Origin of the sequence: Hydrogenophaga sp., assembly GCF_965657535.1 — a bacterium.
Lineage (GTDB): Bacteria > Pseudomonadota > Gammaproteobacteria > Burkholderiales > Burkholderiaceae_C > Hydrogenophaga.
Window position 1 is genome coordinate 24088 of record NZ_CBFHOP010000004.1, and the last position, 16448, is coordinate 40535.

General features: G+C 65.4%; 13 protein-coding genes. All 13 read left to right on the forward strand.

The window, feature by feature from the left end; all coding sequences use genetic code 11:
• The first annotated feature begins 37 nt into the window (after positions 1 to 37).
• The 13 genes from ftsL (at position 38) to ftsZ (ending at position 16413) form a co-directional block, all read left to right on the forward strand.
• Positions 38 to 337 carry a cell division protein FtsL gene (ftsL, locus tag ACTG4K_RS07720; protein ID WP_439113619.1) on the forward strand — a complete coding sequence of 100 codons (300 nt, stop codon included), beginning with the start codon at positions 38 to 40 and terminating at the stop codon, positions 335 to 337.
• Positions 334 to 2067 carry a peptidoglycan D,D-transpeptidase FtsI family protein gene (locus tag ACTG4K_RS07725; protein ID WP_439113620.1) on the forward strand — a complete coding sequence of 578 codons (1734 nt, stop codon included), beginning with the start codon at positions 334 to 336 and terminating at the stop codon, positions 2065 to 2067. The genes ftsL and ACTG4K_RS07725 overlap by 4 nt, the downstream gene beginning before the upstream one ends.
• Positions 2067 to 3614 (forward strand): UDP-N-acetylmuramoyl-L-alanyl-D-glutamate--2,6-diaminopimelate ligase, encoded by a 1548-nt coding sequence (locus ACTG4K_RS07730; protein WP_439113621.1) that lies wholly within the window; start codon positions 2067 to 2069, stop codon positions 3612 to 3614. The genes ACTG4K_RS07725 and ACTG4K_RS07730 overlap by 1 nt, the downstream gene beginning before the upstream one ends.
• On the forward strand, positions 3611 to 5056 hold the full coding sequence (locus ACTG4K_RS07735) for a UDP-N-acetylmuramoyl-tripeptide--D-alanyl-D-alanine ligase (RefSeq protein ID WP_439113622.1): 1446 nt from the start codon (positions 3611 to 3613) through the stop codon (positions 5054 to 5056). Before ACTG4K_RS07730 ends, ACTG4K_RS07735 begins: the two co-directional genes overlap by 4 nt.
• Positions 5046 to 6224 carry a phospho-N-acetylmuramoyl-pentapeptide-transferase gene (gene mraY, locus ACTG4K_RS07740; RefSeq protein WP_439113623.1) on the forward strand — a complete coding sequence of 393 codons (1179 nt, stop codon included), beginning with the start codon at positions 5046 to 5048 and terminating at the stop codon, positions 6222 to 6224. The genes ACTG4K_RS07735 and mraY overlap by 11 nt, the downstream gene beginning before the upstream one ends.
• Positions 6221 to 7990, forward strand: a complete 1770-nt coding sequence (gene murD / locus ACTG4K_RS07745; protein WP_439113624.1) for a UDP-N-acetylmuramoyl-L-alanine--D-glutamate ligase — start codon at positions 6221 to 6223, stop codon at positions 7988 to 7990. Before mraY ends, murD begins: the two co-directional genes overlap by 4 nt.
• Positions 7990 to 9297 (forward strand): putative lipid II flippase FtsW, encoded by a 1308-nt coding sequence (ftsW, locus tag ACTG4K_RS07750; RefSeq protein WP_439114022.1) that lies wholly within the window; start codon positions 7990 to 7992, stop codon positions 9295 to 9297. The genes murD and ftsW overlap by 1 nt, the downstream gene beginning before the upstream one ends.
• Before the next feature lie 168 nt (positions 9298 to 9465).
• Positions 9466 to 10548 carry an undecaprenyldiphospho-muramoylpentapeptide beta-N-acetylglucosaminyltransferase gene (murG, locus tag ACTG4K_RS07755; protein ID WP_439113625.1) on the forward strand — a complete coding sequence of 361 codons (1083 nt, stop codon included), beginning with the start codon at positions 9466 to 9468 and terminating at the stop codon, positions 10546 to 10548.
• Entirely contained in the window at positions 10545 to 11954 is a 1410-nt protein-coding gene (gene murC / locus ACTG4K_RS07760) for a UDP-N-acetylmuramate--L-alanine ligase (protein WP_439113626.1), read from the forward strand. Before murG ends, murC begins: the two co-directional genes overlap by 4 nt.
• A gap of 14 nt (positions 11955 to 11968) precedes the next feature.
• Complete coding sequence (locus tag ACTG4K_RS07765; RefSeq protein ID WP_439113627.1) at positions 11969 to 12922, forward strand: D-alanine--D-alanine ligase; 954 nt, start codon at positions 11969 to 11971, stop codon at positions 12920 to 12922.
• Positions 12923 to 12932: 10 nt separating this feature from the next.
• Entirely contained in the window at positions 12933 to 13727 is a 795-nt protein-coding gene (locus ACTG4K_RS07770; RefSeq protein WP_439113628.1) for a cell division protein FtsQ/DivIB, read from the forward strand.
• A gap of 13 nt (positions 13728 to 13740) precedes the next feature.
• Positions 13741 to 14970: a cell division protein FtsA gene (gene ftsA, locus ACTG4K_RS07775; RefSeq protein ID WP_439113629.1), complete on the forward strand. Its 1230-nt coding sequence runs from the start codon at positions 13741 to 13743 to the stop codon at positions 14968 to 14970.
• A 222-nt stretch (positions 14971 to 15192) separates the two neighbouring features.
• Positions 15193 to 16413 (forward strand): cell division protein FtsZ, encoded by a 1221-nt coding sequence (gene ftsZ / locus ACTG4K_RS07780; RefSeq protein WP_439113630.1) that lies wholly within the window; start codon positions 15193 to 15195, stop codon positions 16411 to 16413.
• Positions 16414 to 16448 lie beyond the last annotated feature (35 nt).

The following is a 16448-nucleotide window of genomic DNA, read 5'->3' on the forward strand; positions in this document are numbered from 1 at the left end:
TTGCGCTGCACGCTGGCGCCTGCGGGGGAGCGCGCACATGATCCGTTTGAACCTGGTGCTGCTGGTGGCGGTGCTGGCCAGCGCGTTTTATCTGGTGCACACCCAGTACGAATCGCGCCGCCTGTACACCGCGCTGGACCGGGCCCAGGCGCAAACGCGCAAGCTCGACTCGGAGCATGAGCAGTTGCAGGTGCAAAAACGCGGCGAAGCCACGCCTGCCCGCGTGCAGCAGCTGGCCAGCCGGCAGCTGCAGATGCGCCCGGTGAATCCGGCGATTACGCAGTACGTGTCGGTGTTTGTATCGCCCGCTGCGCGCGCTGGGGAGTCGGTTCCGTGAGCCGCAGTATCAACTACAGCGCAAGCCCGCTGCTGGCGAGCAAGACGCCGGTCTGGCGCAGCAAGTTCATTGTGGCCGGCCTGGCCTTGGCTTTTGCCGGTTTGGGTGCGCGTGCTGCCTATGTGCAGGTGTTTGGCAACGAGTTTTTCCAGCGCCAGGGGGAGGTGCGGTTTGCCCGCACGCTGGAGCTGCCGGCCAACCGAGGGCGCGTGCTGGACCGCAATGGGCTGATTCTGGCGTCCAGCGTGGTGGCGCAGAGCATCTGGGCCATTCCAGAGGACGTGGACCGTGCCGACCCCAAGCTGCGCCAGCTGGCCAAGCTGCTGGATCTGCCGCTGGCCGATTTGCGCAAGCGATTGGGCCAGGAAGACAAGACCTTTGTGTGGGTCAAGCGCCAGGTGGACGAGCCGGTGGCCAAAGAGATTGCAGCCCTGGGTATCAAAGGCATTTACCAGCGCCGCGAATACAAGCGCCAATACCCCGAGGGCGAAGCCGCTGCGCACGTGGTGGGTTTCACCAATGTGGAAGACCGTGGGCAAGAGGGCGTCGAGCTGGCGTTCAACCAGCAACTGTCGGGCAAGGCCGGCTCGCGCCGGGTCATCAAAGACCGTCTGGGCCGCGTGGTGGAGGACGTGCGCGATGTGGTTCCGCCGGTGGACGGTCCCGACCTGCAGCTGTCGATTGACAGCAAGGTGCAGTATTTCGCTTATCAAAAGCTGCGCGATGCCATTCAGGAGCACAAGGCCCGCGCGGGCAGCGTGGTGGTGCTCGACGTGCAGACCGGCGAGGTGCTGGCGCTGGCCAACTACCCGAGCTACAACCCCAACCGGCGCCAGAACCTCAGTGGCGAGCAGCTGCGCAACCGCGCGCTCACCGACAGTTTTGAACCCGGCTCCACGATGAAGCCTTTCATCGCCGCGCTCGCGCTGGACAAAGGCCTGGTCAAACCCACCACCGCGATCCAGACCGCGCCGGGCCGTATCAGCATTGGTGGCTCCACCATTAACGATGCGCATCCCCACGGTGTTTTGACGGTCAATGAGGTGATCCAGAAGTCCAGCAACGTCGGCACGGTCAAGCTGGCCATGCAGATGTCGCCGCGGGAAATGTGGGAAACCTATGCCCAGGCGGGCTTCGGCCAGAAGCCGCAAGTGCCGTTTCCCGGTGCGGTGAGTGGCCGCTTGCGGCCCTACAAAACATGGCGCCCGATCGAGCAGGCGACCATGAGCTACGGCTATGGCTTGTCTGCGTCGCTGTTTCAGCTGGCGCAGGCCTACACCATCTTTGCGCGCGACGGCGCGCTGATTCCGGTCAGCATGCTCAAGACCGACACCCCCGCCAGCGGCGTGCAGGTGTTCAGCGAAAAGAACGCCAACGCGGTGCGCAAGATGCTGGAGATGGCCGCGGGCCCTGGCGGCACCGGCCAACTGGCCCAGACCATGGGCTACTCGGTGGGTGGCAAATCGGGCACGGCGCGCAAACAAGAAGGCAAGGGGTATGCGGACAAGAAATACCGCAGCTTCTTCGTCGGTCTGGCGCCGGTCGAGTCGCCGCGTATTGTGGTGGCGGTGATGGTGGACGAGCCCAGCAACGGCGCCTATTTCGGTGGCCTGGTGGCTGGGCCCGTGTTCAGCGAGACCGTGCAGCAGACGCTGCGCATCATGGGCGCGCAGCCCGACATGAGCGTCAAGCCTCAGATTGTGTCCGAAGTGGTGGAGGAATCGTTTTGATGCAGACGATGCAGCACCCGCAGGCAGTGGCCGACTGGCTGCGCAGCCGCGTGCAGGGCGACTTGCAGTGCGACAGCCGTCGCCTTTGCGCCGGTGATGGTTTCGTGGCCTGGCCAGGTGCCGCCACCGATGGGCGCCGCTTTGTGGCGGGCGCCTTGCAGGCTGGCGCAGCTGCGGTGTTGGTGGAGCAAGCAGGTGTAGACGCTTTTGGGTTCAACGACGAGCGGGTGTTGGCGGTGCCTGGCCTGAAGGCGTTGGCCGGACCGATCGCCAGCGCGTATTACGGCGAACCGAGCAGCCAGCTCGACCTGATCGCCATCACCGGGACCAACGGCAAAACGTCGACCGCGTGGTGGGTGGGGCAGCTGTTGACGGCCGCAGGCCAGCCGTGTGCGGTGGTGGGTACGCTGGGCATTGGCCAGCCACCCCTGGCGGGGGACACCGGTCACGGATTGGTGCCCACTGGTCTCACCACGCCCGACCCGGTGCTGCTGCAAGCCCGCCTGCGCGGCATGGTGGAAGCGGGTACCAAGGCGTGTGCGGTGGAGGCATCCTCCATCGGCCTGGTGGAAGGCCGCATGAACGCCAGCCGCATCCGTGTCGCCGTGTTCACCAATTTCACCCAGGACCACCTCGACTTTCACGGCAGCATGGACAGCTACTGGGCGGCCAAAGCCGCCTTGTTTGACTGGCCTGGCTTGGTGAGCGCGGTGGTCAACCTCGACGACCCCCGTGGCGTCCCGCTGGCCGCCACGCTGCAAGCACGCGGGCTGGACCTTTGGCCGATCGCAATAGAGGATGCAGGGCAAGCCACCGCAGCCCGCTTGGTGGCGCAAGACATCGGCTTCACCGACCAAGGCATGCGCCTGGTGGTGGCCGAGCGCAACGGGGTTGGCGAGGTCGTTGAATCGCATGCCCTGAGTCTGCCCTTGGTGGGCGGTTACAACGTGTCCAACCTGCTGTGTGTGCTGGCCGTGGCCCGCGCACAAGGCGTGGCGCTGGCCGCAGCGGTGCAGGCCTGCGGTGCTCTCACGCCAGTGCCCGGGCGCATGGAGCAGGTGCCTGGTACCACCCCCGGCGAACCGCTGGTGCTGGTGGATTACGCCCACACGCCCGACGCCCTGGAGAAAGCGCTGCAGGCGCTGCAACCCCTGGCCCGGCAGCGCGGCGGTGCGCTGTGGGCGGTGGTGGGTTGTGGCGGCGACCGCGATGCAACCAAGCGCCCGGTGATGGCGGCGGTGGCCGAGCGCGGCGCGCAGCACGCGGTGTTCACCAGCGACAACCCGCGCAGCGAAGATCCATTGGCCATTTTGGCGCAGATGCAGGCCGGACTGGCCCAGCCCGGCGCCGTGCATACGGAGCCCGACCGCGCGGCGGCCATTGCATGGGCCGTGCAAGCCGCGATGCCGCAAGACGTGGTGCTGATTGCCGGCAAAGGACACGAGGATTACCAGGAAGTCATGGGCGTGAAAAAACCGTTTTCTGATCTGGTGCAAGCCCAGACCGCTTTGCGGCAGCGTGCCGCTGCGCTGGGAGCCAGTGCATGAACAACCTGCCCCATTTGTTGAACCAACTCACTGGCGCGAACGCCGTGGGCTCGGTCGCCGCACCCATCTTGCGCGTGCACACCGACACGCGCAGCCTCCAGGCTGGCGACCTGTTTGTGGCGCTCAAAGGCGAGCGATTTGACGCGCACGACTTTCTGCCCCAGGCCCGTGCACAAGGTGCGGTGGCCGCCATCGCCCACTGGGGTTTGGCGGCTGCTGGCCTGCCCGGTGTGGAGGTACCCGACACCCGCCTGGCGCTGGGCGAGCTGGCCCGTCTTTGGCGCGAACAGTTCAGCCTGCCGCTCATCGCCGTGACTGGCAGCAACGGCAAAACCACGGTCACGCAAATGATCGCGTCCATCTTGCGTGCCCAGGCTGGCGAGCAGGCGCTGGCCACGCAAGGCAACCTGAACAACGACATTGGTGTGCCGCTCACGCTGCTGCGTCTGCGCGCAGCGCACCGTCTGGCCGTGGTGGAGCTGGGCATGAACCACCCGGGTGAAATCGCCTACCTGGCTGCCCTTGCGCAGCCCTCCGTGGCGCTGGTCAACAACGCCCAGCGTGAACACCTCGAATTCATGGCCACCGTGGAAGCCGTGGCGCGCGAAAACGGTGCCGTCATCAGCGCCCTGGCCCCAGCGGGTGTGGCCGTGTTCCCCAGCGACGACGACTACACGCCGGTGTGGCGTGCGCTGGCGGCCAGCCACCGCGTGGTGACCTTCAGCGACACCGACGCCAGCGCTGATGTGCACGCGCTGCAAACCGGCTGGGCCGACGGTGCCTGGGCCCTGAGCATGGCCACACCCGCTGGTGCGCTGGATTGCCGCTTGCGCATTGCCGGGCGGCACAACGTGCGCAACGCCCTGGCCGCCGCCGCCTGCGCGCTGGCCGCCGGTGTACCGCTCGCCACCATTGGCCGTGGGCTGGACGCGTTTGAGCCGGTGGGCGGGCGCTCGCGTGCCTTGTCGCTCGCGTTCGCAGGCCGCAGCGTGACGCTGATCGACGACACCTACAACGCCAACCCCGACTCGGTGGTGGCCGCTATCTACGTGCTGGCTGAGCTGCCTGGCCCGCGTCTGCTGGTGCTGGGCGACATGGGCGAGGTGGGCGAACAGGGCCTGGCCTTTCACTTGGAAGTGCTGCGCCACGCGCAGGCCTGTGGCATTGAGGCCGTGCACTGTGCCGGCGACTGGATGCAGCAGGCCACCGCCGCGCTGCAGGCCGCTGGTGAGCCCGCTCCCACGCACTGGGCCGACGAGTCTGCGCTGGTGGCCCATGTGTGTGCCACCGTGGCGGCGTCCGATGCCGGTGTGCGCAGCGTGCTCGTAAAAGGCTCGCGCTTCATGCGCATGGAACGCGCTGTGCAGGCACTGCAAGCCCTGGCGGCGCCGGCCGTCACCCCCGTACAACAAGAAAAAAAGGAGGCGCCCCATGCTGCTTAGCCTGGCCCTGTGGCTGCAAACCCTCGGGCCCGAATTCGGGTTTCTGCGCGTCTTTCAGTACCTGACTTTTCGCGCCGTCATGGCCGCCATGACCGCACTCATCGTTGGTCTGGTCGCTGGCCCGTTCTTCATCCGCCGCCTCGCCGCGCTCAAGATTGGTCAGCCCATCCGCGAATACGCGATGCAGACGCACCTGAGCAAGGGCGGCACGCCCACCATGGGCGGTGTGCTGATCTTGTTTGCCATCGCGCTGTCGACCTTGTTGTGGTTTGACCTGTCCAACCGCTTCGTGTGGATCGTGCTGCTGGTGACGCTGGGCTTTGGTGCCATTGGCTGGGTCGACGACTGGCGCAAAGTGGTGCACAAAGACCCCGAGGGCATGCGCTCGCGGGAAAAGTATTTCTGGCAATCCGTCATCGGCCTGGTGGCCTCGCTCTACCTGGTTTTCAGCGTGTCCGAGACCAGCAACCTGCGGGTGTTGGAGCTGTTCATTCAATGGGTGGCCTCGGGCTTCACGGTGGACCTGCCACCGCAAGCGGGGCTGATGGTGCCGTTCTTCAAGGAAATCAGCTACCCACTGGGCGTTTTTGGCTTCGTGGTCATGACCTACCTGGTGATCGTCGGCTCGAGCAACGCGGTGAACCTCACCGACGGGCTTGATGGTCTGGCCATCATGCCGGTCGTGATGGTGGGGTCGGCCCTGGGCGTGTTTGCCTACGTCACCGGCAGCGCGGTGTTTTCGCGCTACCTGCTGCTGCCACACATTCCGGGCGCGGGCGAATTGCTCATCTTCTGCGCTGCCATGGCCGGCGCCGGGCTGGCGTTTTTGTGGTTCAACGCGCACCCTGCGCAGGTGTTCATGGGTGACGTGGGCGCGCTCGCGCTCGGCGGCGCCCTGGGCACCATCGCCGTCATCGTGCGCCAAGAGATCGTGCTGGCCATCATGGGCGGCATCTTTGTGGTGGAAGCCTTGTCGGTGATGCTGCAGGTGGCTTATTTCAAATACACCAAGCGCCGCTTTGGCCAGGGCCGCCGCCTGTTCCAGATGGCGCCACTGCACCACCACTTTGAGAAAAAGGGCTGGAAAGAGACCCAGGTGGTGGTTCGTTTCTGGATCATCACCATGCTGTTGTGTCTGGTGGGCCTGTCCACGCTGAAGCTCCGATGAATCACTTGCGCGACCACCACGTTCTCGTGCTGGGCCTGGGTCATTCCGGCCTGGCGATGGCGCGTTGGTGCACGCGCCACGGCGCACGCGTGACCGTGGCCGACACCCGGCCCGCGCCCCCGCAGCTGGCGACCTTGCATGCCGAATGCCCGGCCGCAAGCTTTATATCGGGCGCTTTTGATGACGCGCTGTTTGATCAGGCTGCCTGGACGCTGGTGGCCCGCAGCCCCGGCCTGGCGCCGGCGCAACTGGCTGCCGTGAACGGCTGGGCGAAAGCGCAAAACGTCGCTGTGGTCGGTGAACTCGACCTGTTTGCGCAGGCGCTGAGCGATCTGGCTCAGCGCGAGCACAAACCCTATACCCCCAAGGTGTTGGCCATCACCGGTACCAACGGCAAAACCACCGTCACTTCTCTCACCGGCTTGCTGTTGCAGCGAGCCGGGGCTAACGTGGCCGTCGCCGGCAACATTGGTCCTGCCTTGCTCGACGTGCTCAGCCAAGCGCTGGACGCCGAAGCGGTGGCCGAGGCTGCCGACGCACAACAGGCCGAAGCGGACGCCGCCCAAGCCGATGAAGCAATGGCCGGACCGGTGGACGCTCCTGCCGCTGTGGCCGCTGAGCCGGTGCCCGTCGCTGCCGAAGAGGCGGATACAGACGCAGCAGAAGACGAAGGCCCCGCGCAGCTGGTGGCGCCCCCGCTGCAGCAGCCGCAGCCGCCGCACCTGCCCGCCGTCTGGGTGCTTGAGCTGTCCAGCTTCCAGCTCGACGGCGTCGCCGGCGGCGCCTGGGACCGCGTGCCCACGGCGGCCACCGTGCTCAACATCACCGAAGACCACCTGGACTGGCACGGTTCGCTCACGGCCTACGCGCAGGCCAAGGCGGCCATTTTTGGCACCCAGGCGCTCATGCTGCTCAACCGCGATGACCTTCAGGTCATGGCCATGAAGCCGGCGCTGGTGACCGTGAAGGTGAGCGGACGCAACCGCCAGCAGCCGGCCCGCCCTTACGCCACGTTTGGCTTGGACGCGCCCGTCCGCCCGGGTGACTGGGGCATTGAGGCCGTCAACGGCATGGAATGGCTGGTACGCGCGTTGGCGCTGGACGAAACCCGCAAGCGTGGGCGCGCTGCAGACACCGAGGACGAGGTGTATTTCCAGCGCATGATGCCGGTGGATGCGCTGCGCATCCGTGGCCGCCACAACGCCGCCAACGCACTGGCTGCGCTGGCCTTGGCCACTTCCACCGGCGCTGCGCTGGGCGCCATGCTGCATGGCTTGCGTGAATACCGCGGCGAGCCGCACCGGGTGGAACCGGTCGGCATGCTGGACGACGTGGAGTATTTCGACGACAGCAAAGGCACCAACGTGGGCGCTACGCTGGCCGCGATCAAAGGTTTGGGCGCCGACCGGCGCCTGGTGGTCATTCTGGGTGGTGATGGCAAGGGCCAGGACTTCAACCCGCTGACCCAGGCCCTGGTGCGCCACGCCCGCGCGGTGGTGCTGATCGGGCGCGATGCACCGCTGATTCGCCACACCGTGGCGCAGGCCATGGCACAGGCGCAGCTGCCGCTGCTGGACGCCGCCAGTCTGAACGAAGCTGTAGCCTTGGCCGCACAGCAGGCACGCCCAGGCGACGCCGTGCTCATGTCGCCCGCCTGCGCCAGCCTGGACATGTTTGACAACTACGTGCACCGCGCCCGCGTGTTTGTGGCGGCGGTCTCAGAGCTTGCTGCTGAGCGTGGCATGGACCTGGAGAGCTTTGCATGATGGCGGCCCTGTCCCACCGCCTGGCGCAATGGCGCGGCGCCTTCGCGTCCGCCTTGCCCAAACTTGTTGGGCGCGACCTCGCTGGTGCGCTGGCCGGTGACACCTCGCGCGACGGCTTGCCGGTGCGCTTGTCCAACCGCACCTACGCCGGCACCCGCAACGTGGCCGTGCGCGAACTGGGCTTTGACCAGCCCCTGCTCTGGGTGGTGGTGGCGCTGCTGGCCTGGGGCCTGGTGATGGTGTATTCGGCCTCCATTGCCTTGCCCGATAACCCGCGCTTCGCCAACTACGCCCACACCCACTTCGTATTGCGTCACGGCATTTCCATGCTCATTGGGGTCATCGCTGCCATGGTGGCGTTCCAGTTTCCGCTGCGTGCGTGGGAAAAGATGGCGCCCTGGCTGTTTGCCGTGGCCCTGGTGTTGCTGGTGCTGGTGCTGGTGCCGTTCATCGGTAAGGGCGTCAACGGCGCGCGGCGCTGGATCTCGCTGGGCATCATGAACTTCCAGCCGTCCGAACTGGCCAAACTGGCCGTGCTGCTGTACGCCGCCGACTACATGGTGCGCAAGATGGAGGTGAAAGAGCGCTTCTTCCGTGCCGTGTTGCCCATGGCGCTGGCTGTGCTGGTGGTGGGCATGCTGTTGCTGGCCGAGCCCGACATGGGTGCCTTCATGGTCATCGTGGTCATTGCCATGGGCATTCTGTTTCTGGGCGGGGTCAACGCCCGCATGTTTTTCTTGATGGCGGTGCTCGTGGTGGCGGCGTTTGCCATGATCGTGCTCACCAGCGAATGGCGCCGTGAGCGCATCTTTGCCTACCTCGACCCCTGGAGCGTGGAGCACGCGCTGGGCAAGGGCTACCAGTTGTCGCACTCGCTGATTGCCATTGGCCGGGGTGAAATATTTGGCGTGGGTTTGGGCGGCAGCGTGGAAAAGTTGCACTGGCTGCCCGAAGCCCATACCGACTTTTTACTCGCCGTCATAGGCGAGGAGTTTGGTCTGGTCGGCGTGCTGGTGCTGATCGGCCTGTTTCTCTGGCTCACCCGCCGCATCATGCACATCGGCCGCCAGGCCATTGCACTAGACCAGGTGTTTGCCGGCCTGGTGGCGCAGGGCGTGGGCCTGTGGATGGGCTTTCAGGCGTTTATCAACATCGGCGTGAACCTGGGCGCGCTGCCCACAAAAGGCCTGACCCTGCCGCTCATGAGCTACGGCGGGTCGGCGATTTTGCTGAACCTGATCGCGATCGCGATCGTGTTGCGCGTGGATTATGAAAACCGCCAACTCATGAAAGGTGGACGCTCATGACACAGCGGTTTCAACAAAACCGCCAAGCAGGCGCGCAGCGGCTGCAGATGCGGCACGCATCGCTCATGAAAGGTGGACGCTCATGACACAGCGGTTTCAACAAAACCGCCAAGCAGGCGCGCAGCGGCTGCAGATGCGGCACGCATCGCTCATGAAAGGTGGACGCTCATGACACAGCGCCAGCCTTGCGCCCTCATCATGGCCGGCGGAACCGGTGGCCACATCTTTCCCGGACTGGCTGTGGCCGAAGCCCTGCGCGAGCGCGGCTGGCGTGTGCACTGGCTGGGCGCACCCGGCAGCATGGAAAGTCGCCTGGTGCCACCGCGCGGTTTCGCGCTGGAAACGATCGACTTCGGTGGCGTGCGTGGCAAGGGTGTGAAAACGCTGGTGTTGCTGCCACTGCGCTTGTTGCGGGCCTTCTGGCAGGCGCTGCAGGTGGTGCGCCGGGTGAAGCCCGACGTGTTGGTGGGCCTGGGTGGCTACATCACCTTTCCGGGCGGCATGATGGGCACCCTGCTGGGCAAACCGCTGGTTCTGCACGAACAAAATTCGGTGGCTGGCATGGCCAACAAGGTGCTGGCTGGCATTGCCGACCGGGTGTTCACCGCCTTCCCTAATGTCTTCAAGAAGGCCGAGTGGGTGGGCAACCCGCTGCGCGCCGAGTTCCTTTGCCAGCCCACGCCCGCGCAGCGCTTTGCCGGCCGCAGTGGCCCGCTGCGCCTGCTGGTGGTGGGCGGCAGCCTGGGTGCCAAGGCCCTGAACGACACCGTGCCGCAAGCGCTGGCCTTGATCCCCACGGTCCAGCGTCCACAGGTGATGCACCAGAGCGGAGAAAAGCAGATTGACGCGCTGCGCGCCAACTACGCGGCTGCTGGCGTGCTGGCCGAGCTCACACCGTTCATTGACGACACGGCACAGGCCTTTGCCGACGCCGACCTGATCGTGTGCCGGGCGGGCGCCAGCACCGTGACCGAAATTGCCGCCGTGGGCGCTGCGGCCCTGTTTGTGCCGTTTCCCCACGCGGTGGACGATCACCAGACCACCAACGCCCGCTTTTTGACCGATGCCGGTGGCGCCTGGGTGGTGCCGCAAACCGAACTGACGCCGCAGATGCTGGCGCACAAGCTACAGAGCCTGCAGCGTGAACAGCTGCAGGCCATGGCCGAAAAAGCCAAACAGATGGAAAAAACAAACGCCGTGGCGGCCGTGGTGTCCGCCTGCGAGCAACTCGCGAAAGTGAAAACAGCATGAAGCACGCCATTCGGCACATCCATTTTGTGGGCATCGGCGGCAGTGGCATGAGCGGCATCGCCGAGGTGTTGCTCAACCAGGGCTATGTCATATCCGGCAGCGACCTGGGGGAAAACGCGGCCACGCGCCGCCTCGTGACCATGGGCGCCACCGTTTTCACCGGCCACGATGCCCGGTACATCGAAGGCGCCGACGCCATCGTCACCTCCACCGCCGTGAAAGAAGACAACCCCGAAGTGGTGGCCGCACACGCCAAGCTGGTGCCGGTGGTGCCCCGCGCGGTGATGCTGGCCGAGCTGATGCGCATGAAAAAGGGTGTGGCCATTGCCGGCACGCACGGCAAAACCACCACCACCAGTCTGGTTGCCAGCGTGCTGGCAGCTGCCCACTTGGACCCCACTTTTGTGATTGGCGGGCGCCTCAACAGCGCGGGCGCCAACGCGCAGCTGGGTTCGGGCGAATACATCGTGGTGGAAGCCGACGAGTCCGACGCCTCATTTTTGAACCTGCTGCCGGTGCTGTCGGTCGTGACCAACATCGACGCCGACCACATGGACACCTACGGCCATGACTTTGGTCGACTCAAGGCCGCGTTCATCGAGTTTTTGCACCGCATGCCGTTTTACGGCGCAGCCGTGGTGTGTGTGGACGACCCATCCATTCGCGAAATCTTGCCGCAGATTGCGCGCCCCATCACCAGCTACGGTTTCTCTGAAGACGCGCAGGTGCGCGCCGTGAACGTTCGGCCGGTCGGCGCTCAAATGCACTTCACCGTGCAGCGCAAAAACGGCATCCAGTTGCCCGACCTGGACGTGGTGCTCAACCTGCCAGGGCACCACAACGTCCTCAACGCGCTGGCCGCCATTGGCATTGCGGTGGAACTCGGCGTGGACGACGCGGCCGTGGTGCAGGCCCTGGCCGAGTTCAAGGGTGTGGGCCGGCGGTTTCAGCGCTACGGCGAAGCGACCCTGCCCACGGGTGGCCACTGCACGCTGGTGGACGACTACGGTCACCACCCGGTGGAAATGGCGGCCACGCTGTCGGCGGCGCGCGGCGCCTTCCCCGGCCGGCGCCTGGTGCTGGCGTTTCAGCCGCACCGCTACAGCCGCACGCGCGACTGCTTTGAAGACTTTGTGAAAGTGATCGGCCAGGCCGACGCGGTGTTGCTGGCCGAGGTGTATGCCGCGGGTGAAGCGCCTATTGTGGCGGCCGATGGCCGCTCGCTGACCCGCGCGTTGCGGGTGGCGGGCAAGCTGGAGCCGGTGTTCGTAGATGACATCGGCGACATGCCGCAGGCCATCCTGGACAACGCACGCGGCGGCGATGTGGTGCTGTGCATGGGTGCGGGTTCCATCGGCGCGGTGGCTGCTCGGGTGCTCGAGTTGGCGCAGGAGTCAAAACAATGAATGCAACGGTGAACATGGACGCGAAGCAACTGGGCAAAGTGGCTGTGCTGATGGGCGGGCGCTCGGCCGAACGCGAGGTCTCGCTGATGTCGGGGGCTGGCGTGCTGGCCGCGCTGCAATCCAAAGGGGTGGATGCCCACGCCTTTGACCCCGCCGAGCGCGATCTGGGCGCGCTCAAGCGCGAGGGCTTTGCCCGCTGCTTCATTGCACTGCACGGCCGATTTGGTGAAGACGGCACGGTGCAGGGTGCACTGGAGTTGCTGGGCATTCCCTACACCGGCCCGGGTGTGATGGCATCAAGCGTGGCCATGGACAAGCTCATGACCAAGCGCATCTGGTTGGCCGAAGGCCTGTCTACCCCGGCCTGGCGCCAGGTGCACAGCGCCGACGAAACCCGCGCAGCCTTTGCTGCGCTGGGCTCGCCCATGATCGTGAAGCCCGTGCGCGAAGGCTCCACGATCGGCCTGACCAAGGTGCTGACGCTGGACGAATGCGACGCTGCCTACGCGCTGGCATCCGGGCAAGACCCGATGGTGATGTGCGAACAGTTCATCGCGGGCGACGAAGTGACCTGCCCCGTGCTGGGCACGGGCGCGGAAGCCCGCGCCCTGCCGGTGATCCGCATCGTGGCGCCCGACGGCAACTACGACTACCAGCACAAATACTTCACCGACGACACAAAGTACCTGGTGCCCTGCGGTTTGCCGGAAGGCGAAGAGGCTGCCATCCAGGCGCTGGTGCTCAAGGCCTTCCTCACGCTGGACTGCCGCGGCTGGGCGCGAGCCGACGTGATGATCGACGGCCAGACCCGCAAGCCCTACTTGCTGGAAATCAACACCTCGCCCGGCATGACCAGCCATTCGCTGGTGCCCATGTCGGCCCGCGCCACCGGTTTGTCTTACGAAGACCTGTGCCTGAGCGTGCTGGCCAGCGCTGCGCTGGACAACGGCGCGCCCGCAACGGTCTAAGCCACCCGCCATGACCCAGTCCGACCTGCCCATCGACGTCAAACTCATGACCGCGGCGACCCACGCCCTGGCCGTGGTGTTTGCCGTGTTGTGCCTGGGCGCGTTGGGCACCTGGGCGGTGCGCCACCCGGTGTGGTCGGTCAAAGCCATTTCGGTGCAGGGTGATGTGGCACACCAGAACGTGGTCACCTTCCGTGCGCAGCTCGCCACGCAAATGAAAAACAGCCTGTCGGCCAGCTTCCTCACGGTGGACTTGCAGCAGGTCAAGCGCATGTTTGAGTCGGTACCCTGGGTGCGCAGCGCGGTGGTGCAGCGAGAATTTCCCAACCGCCTGCGCGTGACGCTGCAGGAACACGAAGCGGTCGCCTGGTGGGGCGTTTCGGGTTCTGGCCAGCTGGTGAGCCGCCTGGGTGAGGTGTTTGAAGCCAGTCCCGACGACAGCGATGGCATGCCCGAACTGTTTGGCCCGCCTGAGCAATCGGCCCGTGTGTGGACGCTGTACCAGCTAATCAGCGCCGAGCTGGCGAGGCTTGAGTTGGGCTTGGCTCGGCTGGAGCTCACCGAGCGCGGCAGCTGGCGCGCCGAACTCGACAACGGTGCCCGCATGGAACTGGGCCGTGGCAGCCCCGAGGAGTTGCTGGCCCGTACCCAGCGGTTCACTGCCACCCTGAGCCAACTGACCGAGCGCTACGCCGGCGCGGTGCAGTCGGTGGACTTGCGCTACCCCAACGGCTATGCGCTGCGCATGCGCGGCGTGACCACGGTCACCGAAGACCCGACCAATCCCACACAGAAAACCAGGTAATCAAGAAACAATCATGGCCAAGGAATACAAGGATTTGGTGGTCGGACTCGACATTGGCACCGCCAAGATCATGGTGGTGGTGGCCGAGGTGCAGGCCAACGGTCAGCTCAAGCTGGCGGGACTGGGCGTGTCGGCCAGCCACGGCTTGAAGCGGGGCGTGGTGGTCAACATCGATGCCACCGTGCAGAGCATCCAGGCCGCGCTGAAAGAGGCCGAACTGATGGCCGACTGCCGTATTGCCCGTGTCTACACTGGCATCACCGGCAGCCACATCCGCGGCATCAACAGCAGCGGCATGGTGGCCATCAAGGACCGCGAAGTGACTGCGGCCGACGTGGCACGCGTGATCGAGACCGCCAAGGCGATCAACATCTCCACCGACCAGCGCCTGTTGCTGGTCGAGCCGCAGGAGTTCGTGATCGACGGCCAGGAAGTGAAAGAGCCGATCGGCATGAGCGGCATTCGCCTGGAAGCCAAGGTGCACATCGTCACCGGTGCGCAAAGTGCGGCCGAAAACATCATCAAGTGCGTGCGCCGCTGTGGGCTGGAAGTGGACCAGCTCATGCTCAACCCGCTGGCGTCGAGCCAGGCCGTGTTGACCGACGACGAGAAAGAACTCGGCGTGGCCTTGGTCGATATCGGTGCCGGCACCACCGATGTGGCTATTTTTGCCGGCGGCGCAATCCGGCACACCGCAGTCATTCCCATCGCGGGCGACCTCATCACCAGCGACATTGCCATGGCGCTGCGCACGCCCACCAAAGACGCTGAAGACATCAAGGTGGAACACGGCTGCGCCAAGCAGCTGCTGGCCGACCCCGACACCCAAGTGGAAGTGCCTGGCCTGGGCGACCGGGCGCCACGCATGCTCAGCCGCCAGGCGTTGGCCGGCGTCATCGAGCCTCGCGTGGAAGAGATTTTTGCCCTCGTGCAGCAGGTGGTGCGCGATTCGGGGCACGAAGAAATCTTGTCCTCGGGGATCGTGCTCACGGGTGGCAGCGCCGTCATGCCCGGCATGGTCGAGTTGGGCGAAGACATCTTTTTGAAGCCGGTGCGCCGCGGCATACCGAACTACGCCAGCGCCTTGTCCGACATGGTGGCCCAGACCCGTGCCGCCACGGTCATGGGCTTGCTGGAAGAAGCGCGACTGGCTCGTGTGCGTGGGCACAAGGTGGCGCAGAAGGCCGGCTCTATGCAGGGCGCCTTTGAACGCATGAAAAACTGGTTTGTGGGGACGTTCTGACCATGCTGCACACACACACGATGAGCGACTTGTCCCGATCCCCTGTTTGCCCCGTGCGCCGAGGCGCTGCGGGCCACTACCCGGTGCACCGATGTACGGCCTGCACCGGGCCGCCTGGATGAAGCCGTGGCCGCACAGCGGCCACACCACACAAGACAACAACGGTTTGACATTGAAACAACGCCCTGAAACACCGGTTCAAGGGCACAACAGGAGAGAAAAATGAGCATCGAAATGATTGAAGTTGAAGCCTTCAACCTGGGCACCCAGATCAAGGTCATTGGTGTGGGCGGCGGCGGCGCAAACGCCGTGGAGCACATGATTTCGCGCTGCGTGCAGGGCGTGGAATTCATCTGTGCCAACACCGACGCGCAGTCTCTGTCGCGCAGCGCGGCCCACAAGACCATTCAGCTCGGTGCCACCGGTCTGGGCGCTGGCAGCAAGCCCGAAAAGGGTCGCGACGCCGCCGAGCTGGCTGTCGACGAAATTCGCTCGGCCATTGACGGTGCCCACATGCTGTTCATCACCGCTGGCATGGGTGGTGGCACCGGCACCGGCGCCGCGCCCGTGATCGCCCGTGTGGCCAAGGAAATGGGCATCCTCACCGTGGGCGTGGTCACCAAACCGTTCGACTGGGAAGGCGGCCGCCGCATGACCAACGCCGACACCGGCCTGACCGAGCTCGAAGCCAACGTGGACTCGCTGATCGTCGTGCTGAACGAGAAGCTGCTGGACGTGCTGGGTGATGACGTGACCCAGGACGAGGCGTTTGCCCACGCCAACGACGTGCTGAAAAACGCCGTGGGCGGCATCGCCGAAATCATCAACGAATACGGCAACGTGAACGTCGACTTTGAAGACGTGCGCACCGTGATGGGCGAACCCGGCAAAGCCATGATGGGCACCGCCGTGGCCGCTGGCCCTGACCGCGCCCGTATCGCCGCCGAGCAAGCCGTGGCCTGCCCGCTGCTTGAAGGCGTGGACCTGTCGGGTGCCAAAGGCGTGCTGGTGCTGGTGACTGCCTCCAAGGGCTCCTTGAAACTCAAGGAGTCCAAGGAGGCCATGACCGCCATCAAGGCTTACGCTTCGCCGGACGCACACGTCATTTACGGCGCAGCCTACGACGACAGTCTGGGCGAAGAAATGCGCGTGACCGTGGTCGCCACCGGCCTGAGCCGCCAAGGCATGCGTCGCACCGCGCCACCGCTGCAGGTGCTGCGCACGGGCACCGACAACATGCCGTTCAACGTGCCCACCGTCAACACCGCCGTGGGCGGCCCTGGTGTGGGCCACGCGCAGCCCGACTACAGCAACATGCCGGTCAATGTTCCCCGTGTCTGGGGCAGCAGCCGCGCCAATGCAGCGGCCAAAATTGATGCGCTGTCCTCTGGCGGTATGGAAGATTTCGAGATCCCTGCTTTTCTGCGCAAACAAGCCGATTGAAAAGCTTCCCCCTGCGCCGCCTGTGGCGTCACCCC

Coding starts and splice junctions, on each gene's coding strand:
- ftsL (WP_439113619.1), top strand. CDS start 38: ATGATCCGTTTGAACCTGGTGCTGCTGGTGGCGGTGCTGGCCAGCGCG.
- ACTG4K_RS07730 (WP_439113621.1), top strand. CDS start 2,067: ATGCAGACGATGCAGCACCCGCAGGCAGTGGCCGACTGGCTGCGCAGC.
- ACTG4K_RS07735 (WP_439113622.1), top strand. CDS start 3,611: ATGAACAACCTGCCCCATTTGTTGAACCAACTCACTGGCGCGAACGCC.
- mraY (WP_439113623.1), top strand. CDS start 5,046: ATGCTGCTTAGCCTGGCCCTGTGGCTGCAAACCCTCGGGCCCGAATTC.
- murD (WP_439113624.1), top strand. CDS start 6,221: ATGAATCACTTGCGCGACCACCACGTTCTCGTGCTGGGCCTGGGTCAT.
- ftsW (WP_439114022.1), top strand. CDS start 7,990: ATGGCGGCCCTGTCCCACCGCCTGGCGCAATGGCGCGGCGCCTTCGCG.
- murG (WP_439113625.1), top strand. CDS start 9,466: ATGACACAGCGCCAGCCTTGCGCCCTCATCATGGCCGGCGGAACCGGT.
- murC (WP_439113626.1), top strand. CDS start 10,545: ATGAAGCACGCCATTCGGCACATCCATTTTGTGGGCATCGGCGGCAGT.
- ACTG4K_RS07765 (WP_439113627.1), top strand. CDS start 11,969: ATGGACGCGAAGCAACTGGGCAAAGTGGCTGTGCTGATGGGCGGGCGC.
- ACTG4K_RS07770 (WP_439113628.1), top strand. CDS start 12,933: ATGACCCAGTCCGACCTGCCCATCGACGTCAAACTCATGACCGCGGCG.
- ftsA (WP_439113629.1), top strand. CDS start 13,741: ATGGCCAAGGAATACAAGGATTTGGTGGTCGGACTCGACATTGGCACC.
- ftsZ (WP_439113630.1), top strand. CDS start 15,193: ATGAGCATCGAAATGATTGAAGTTGAAGCCTTCAACCTGGGCACCCAG.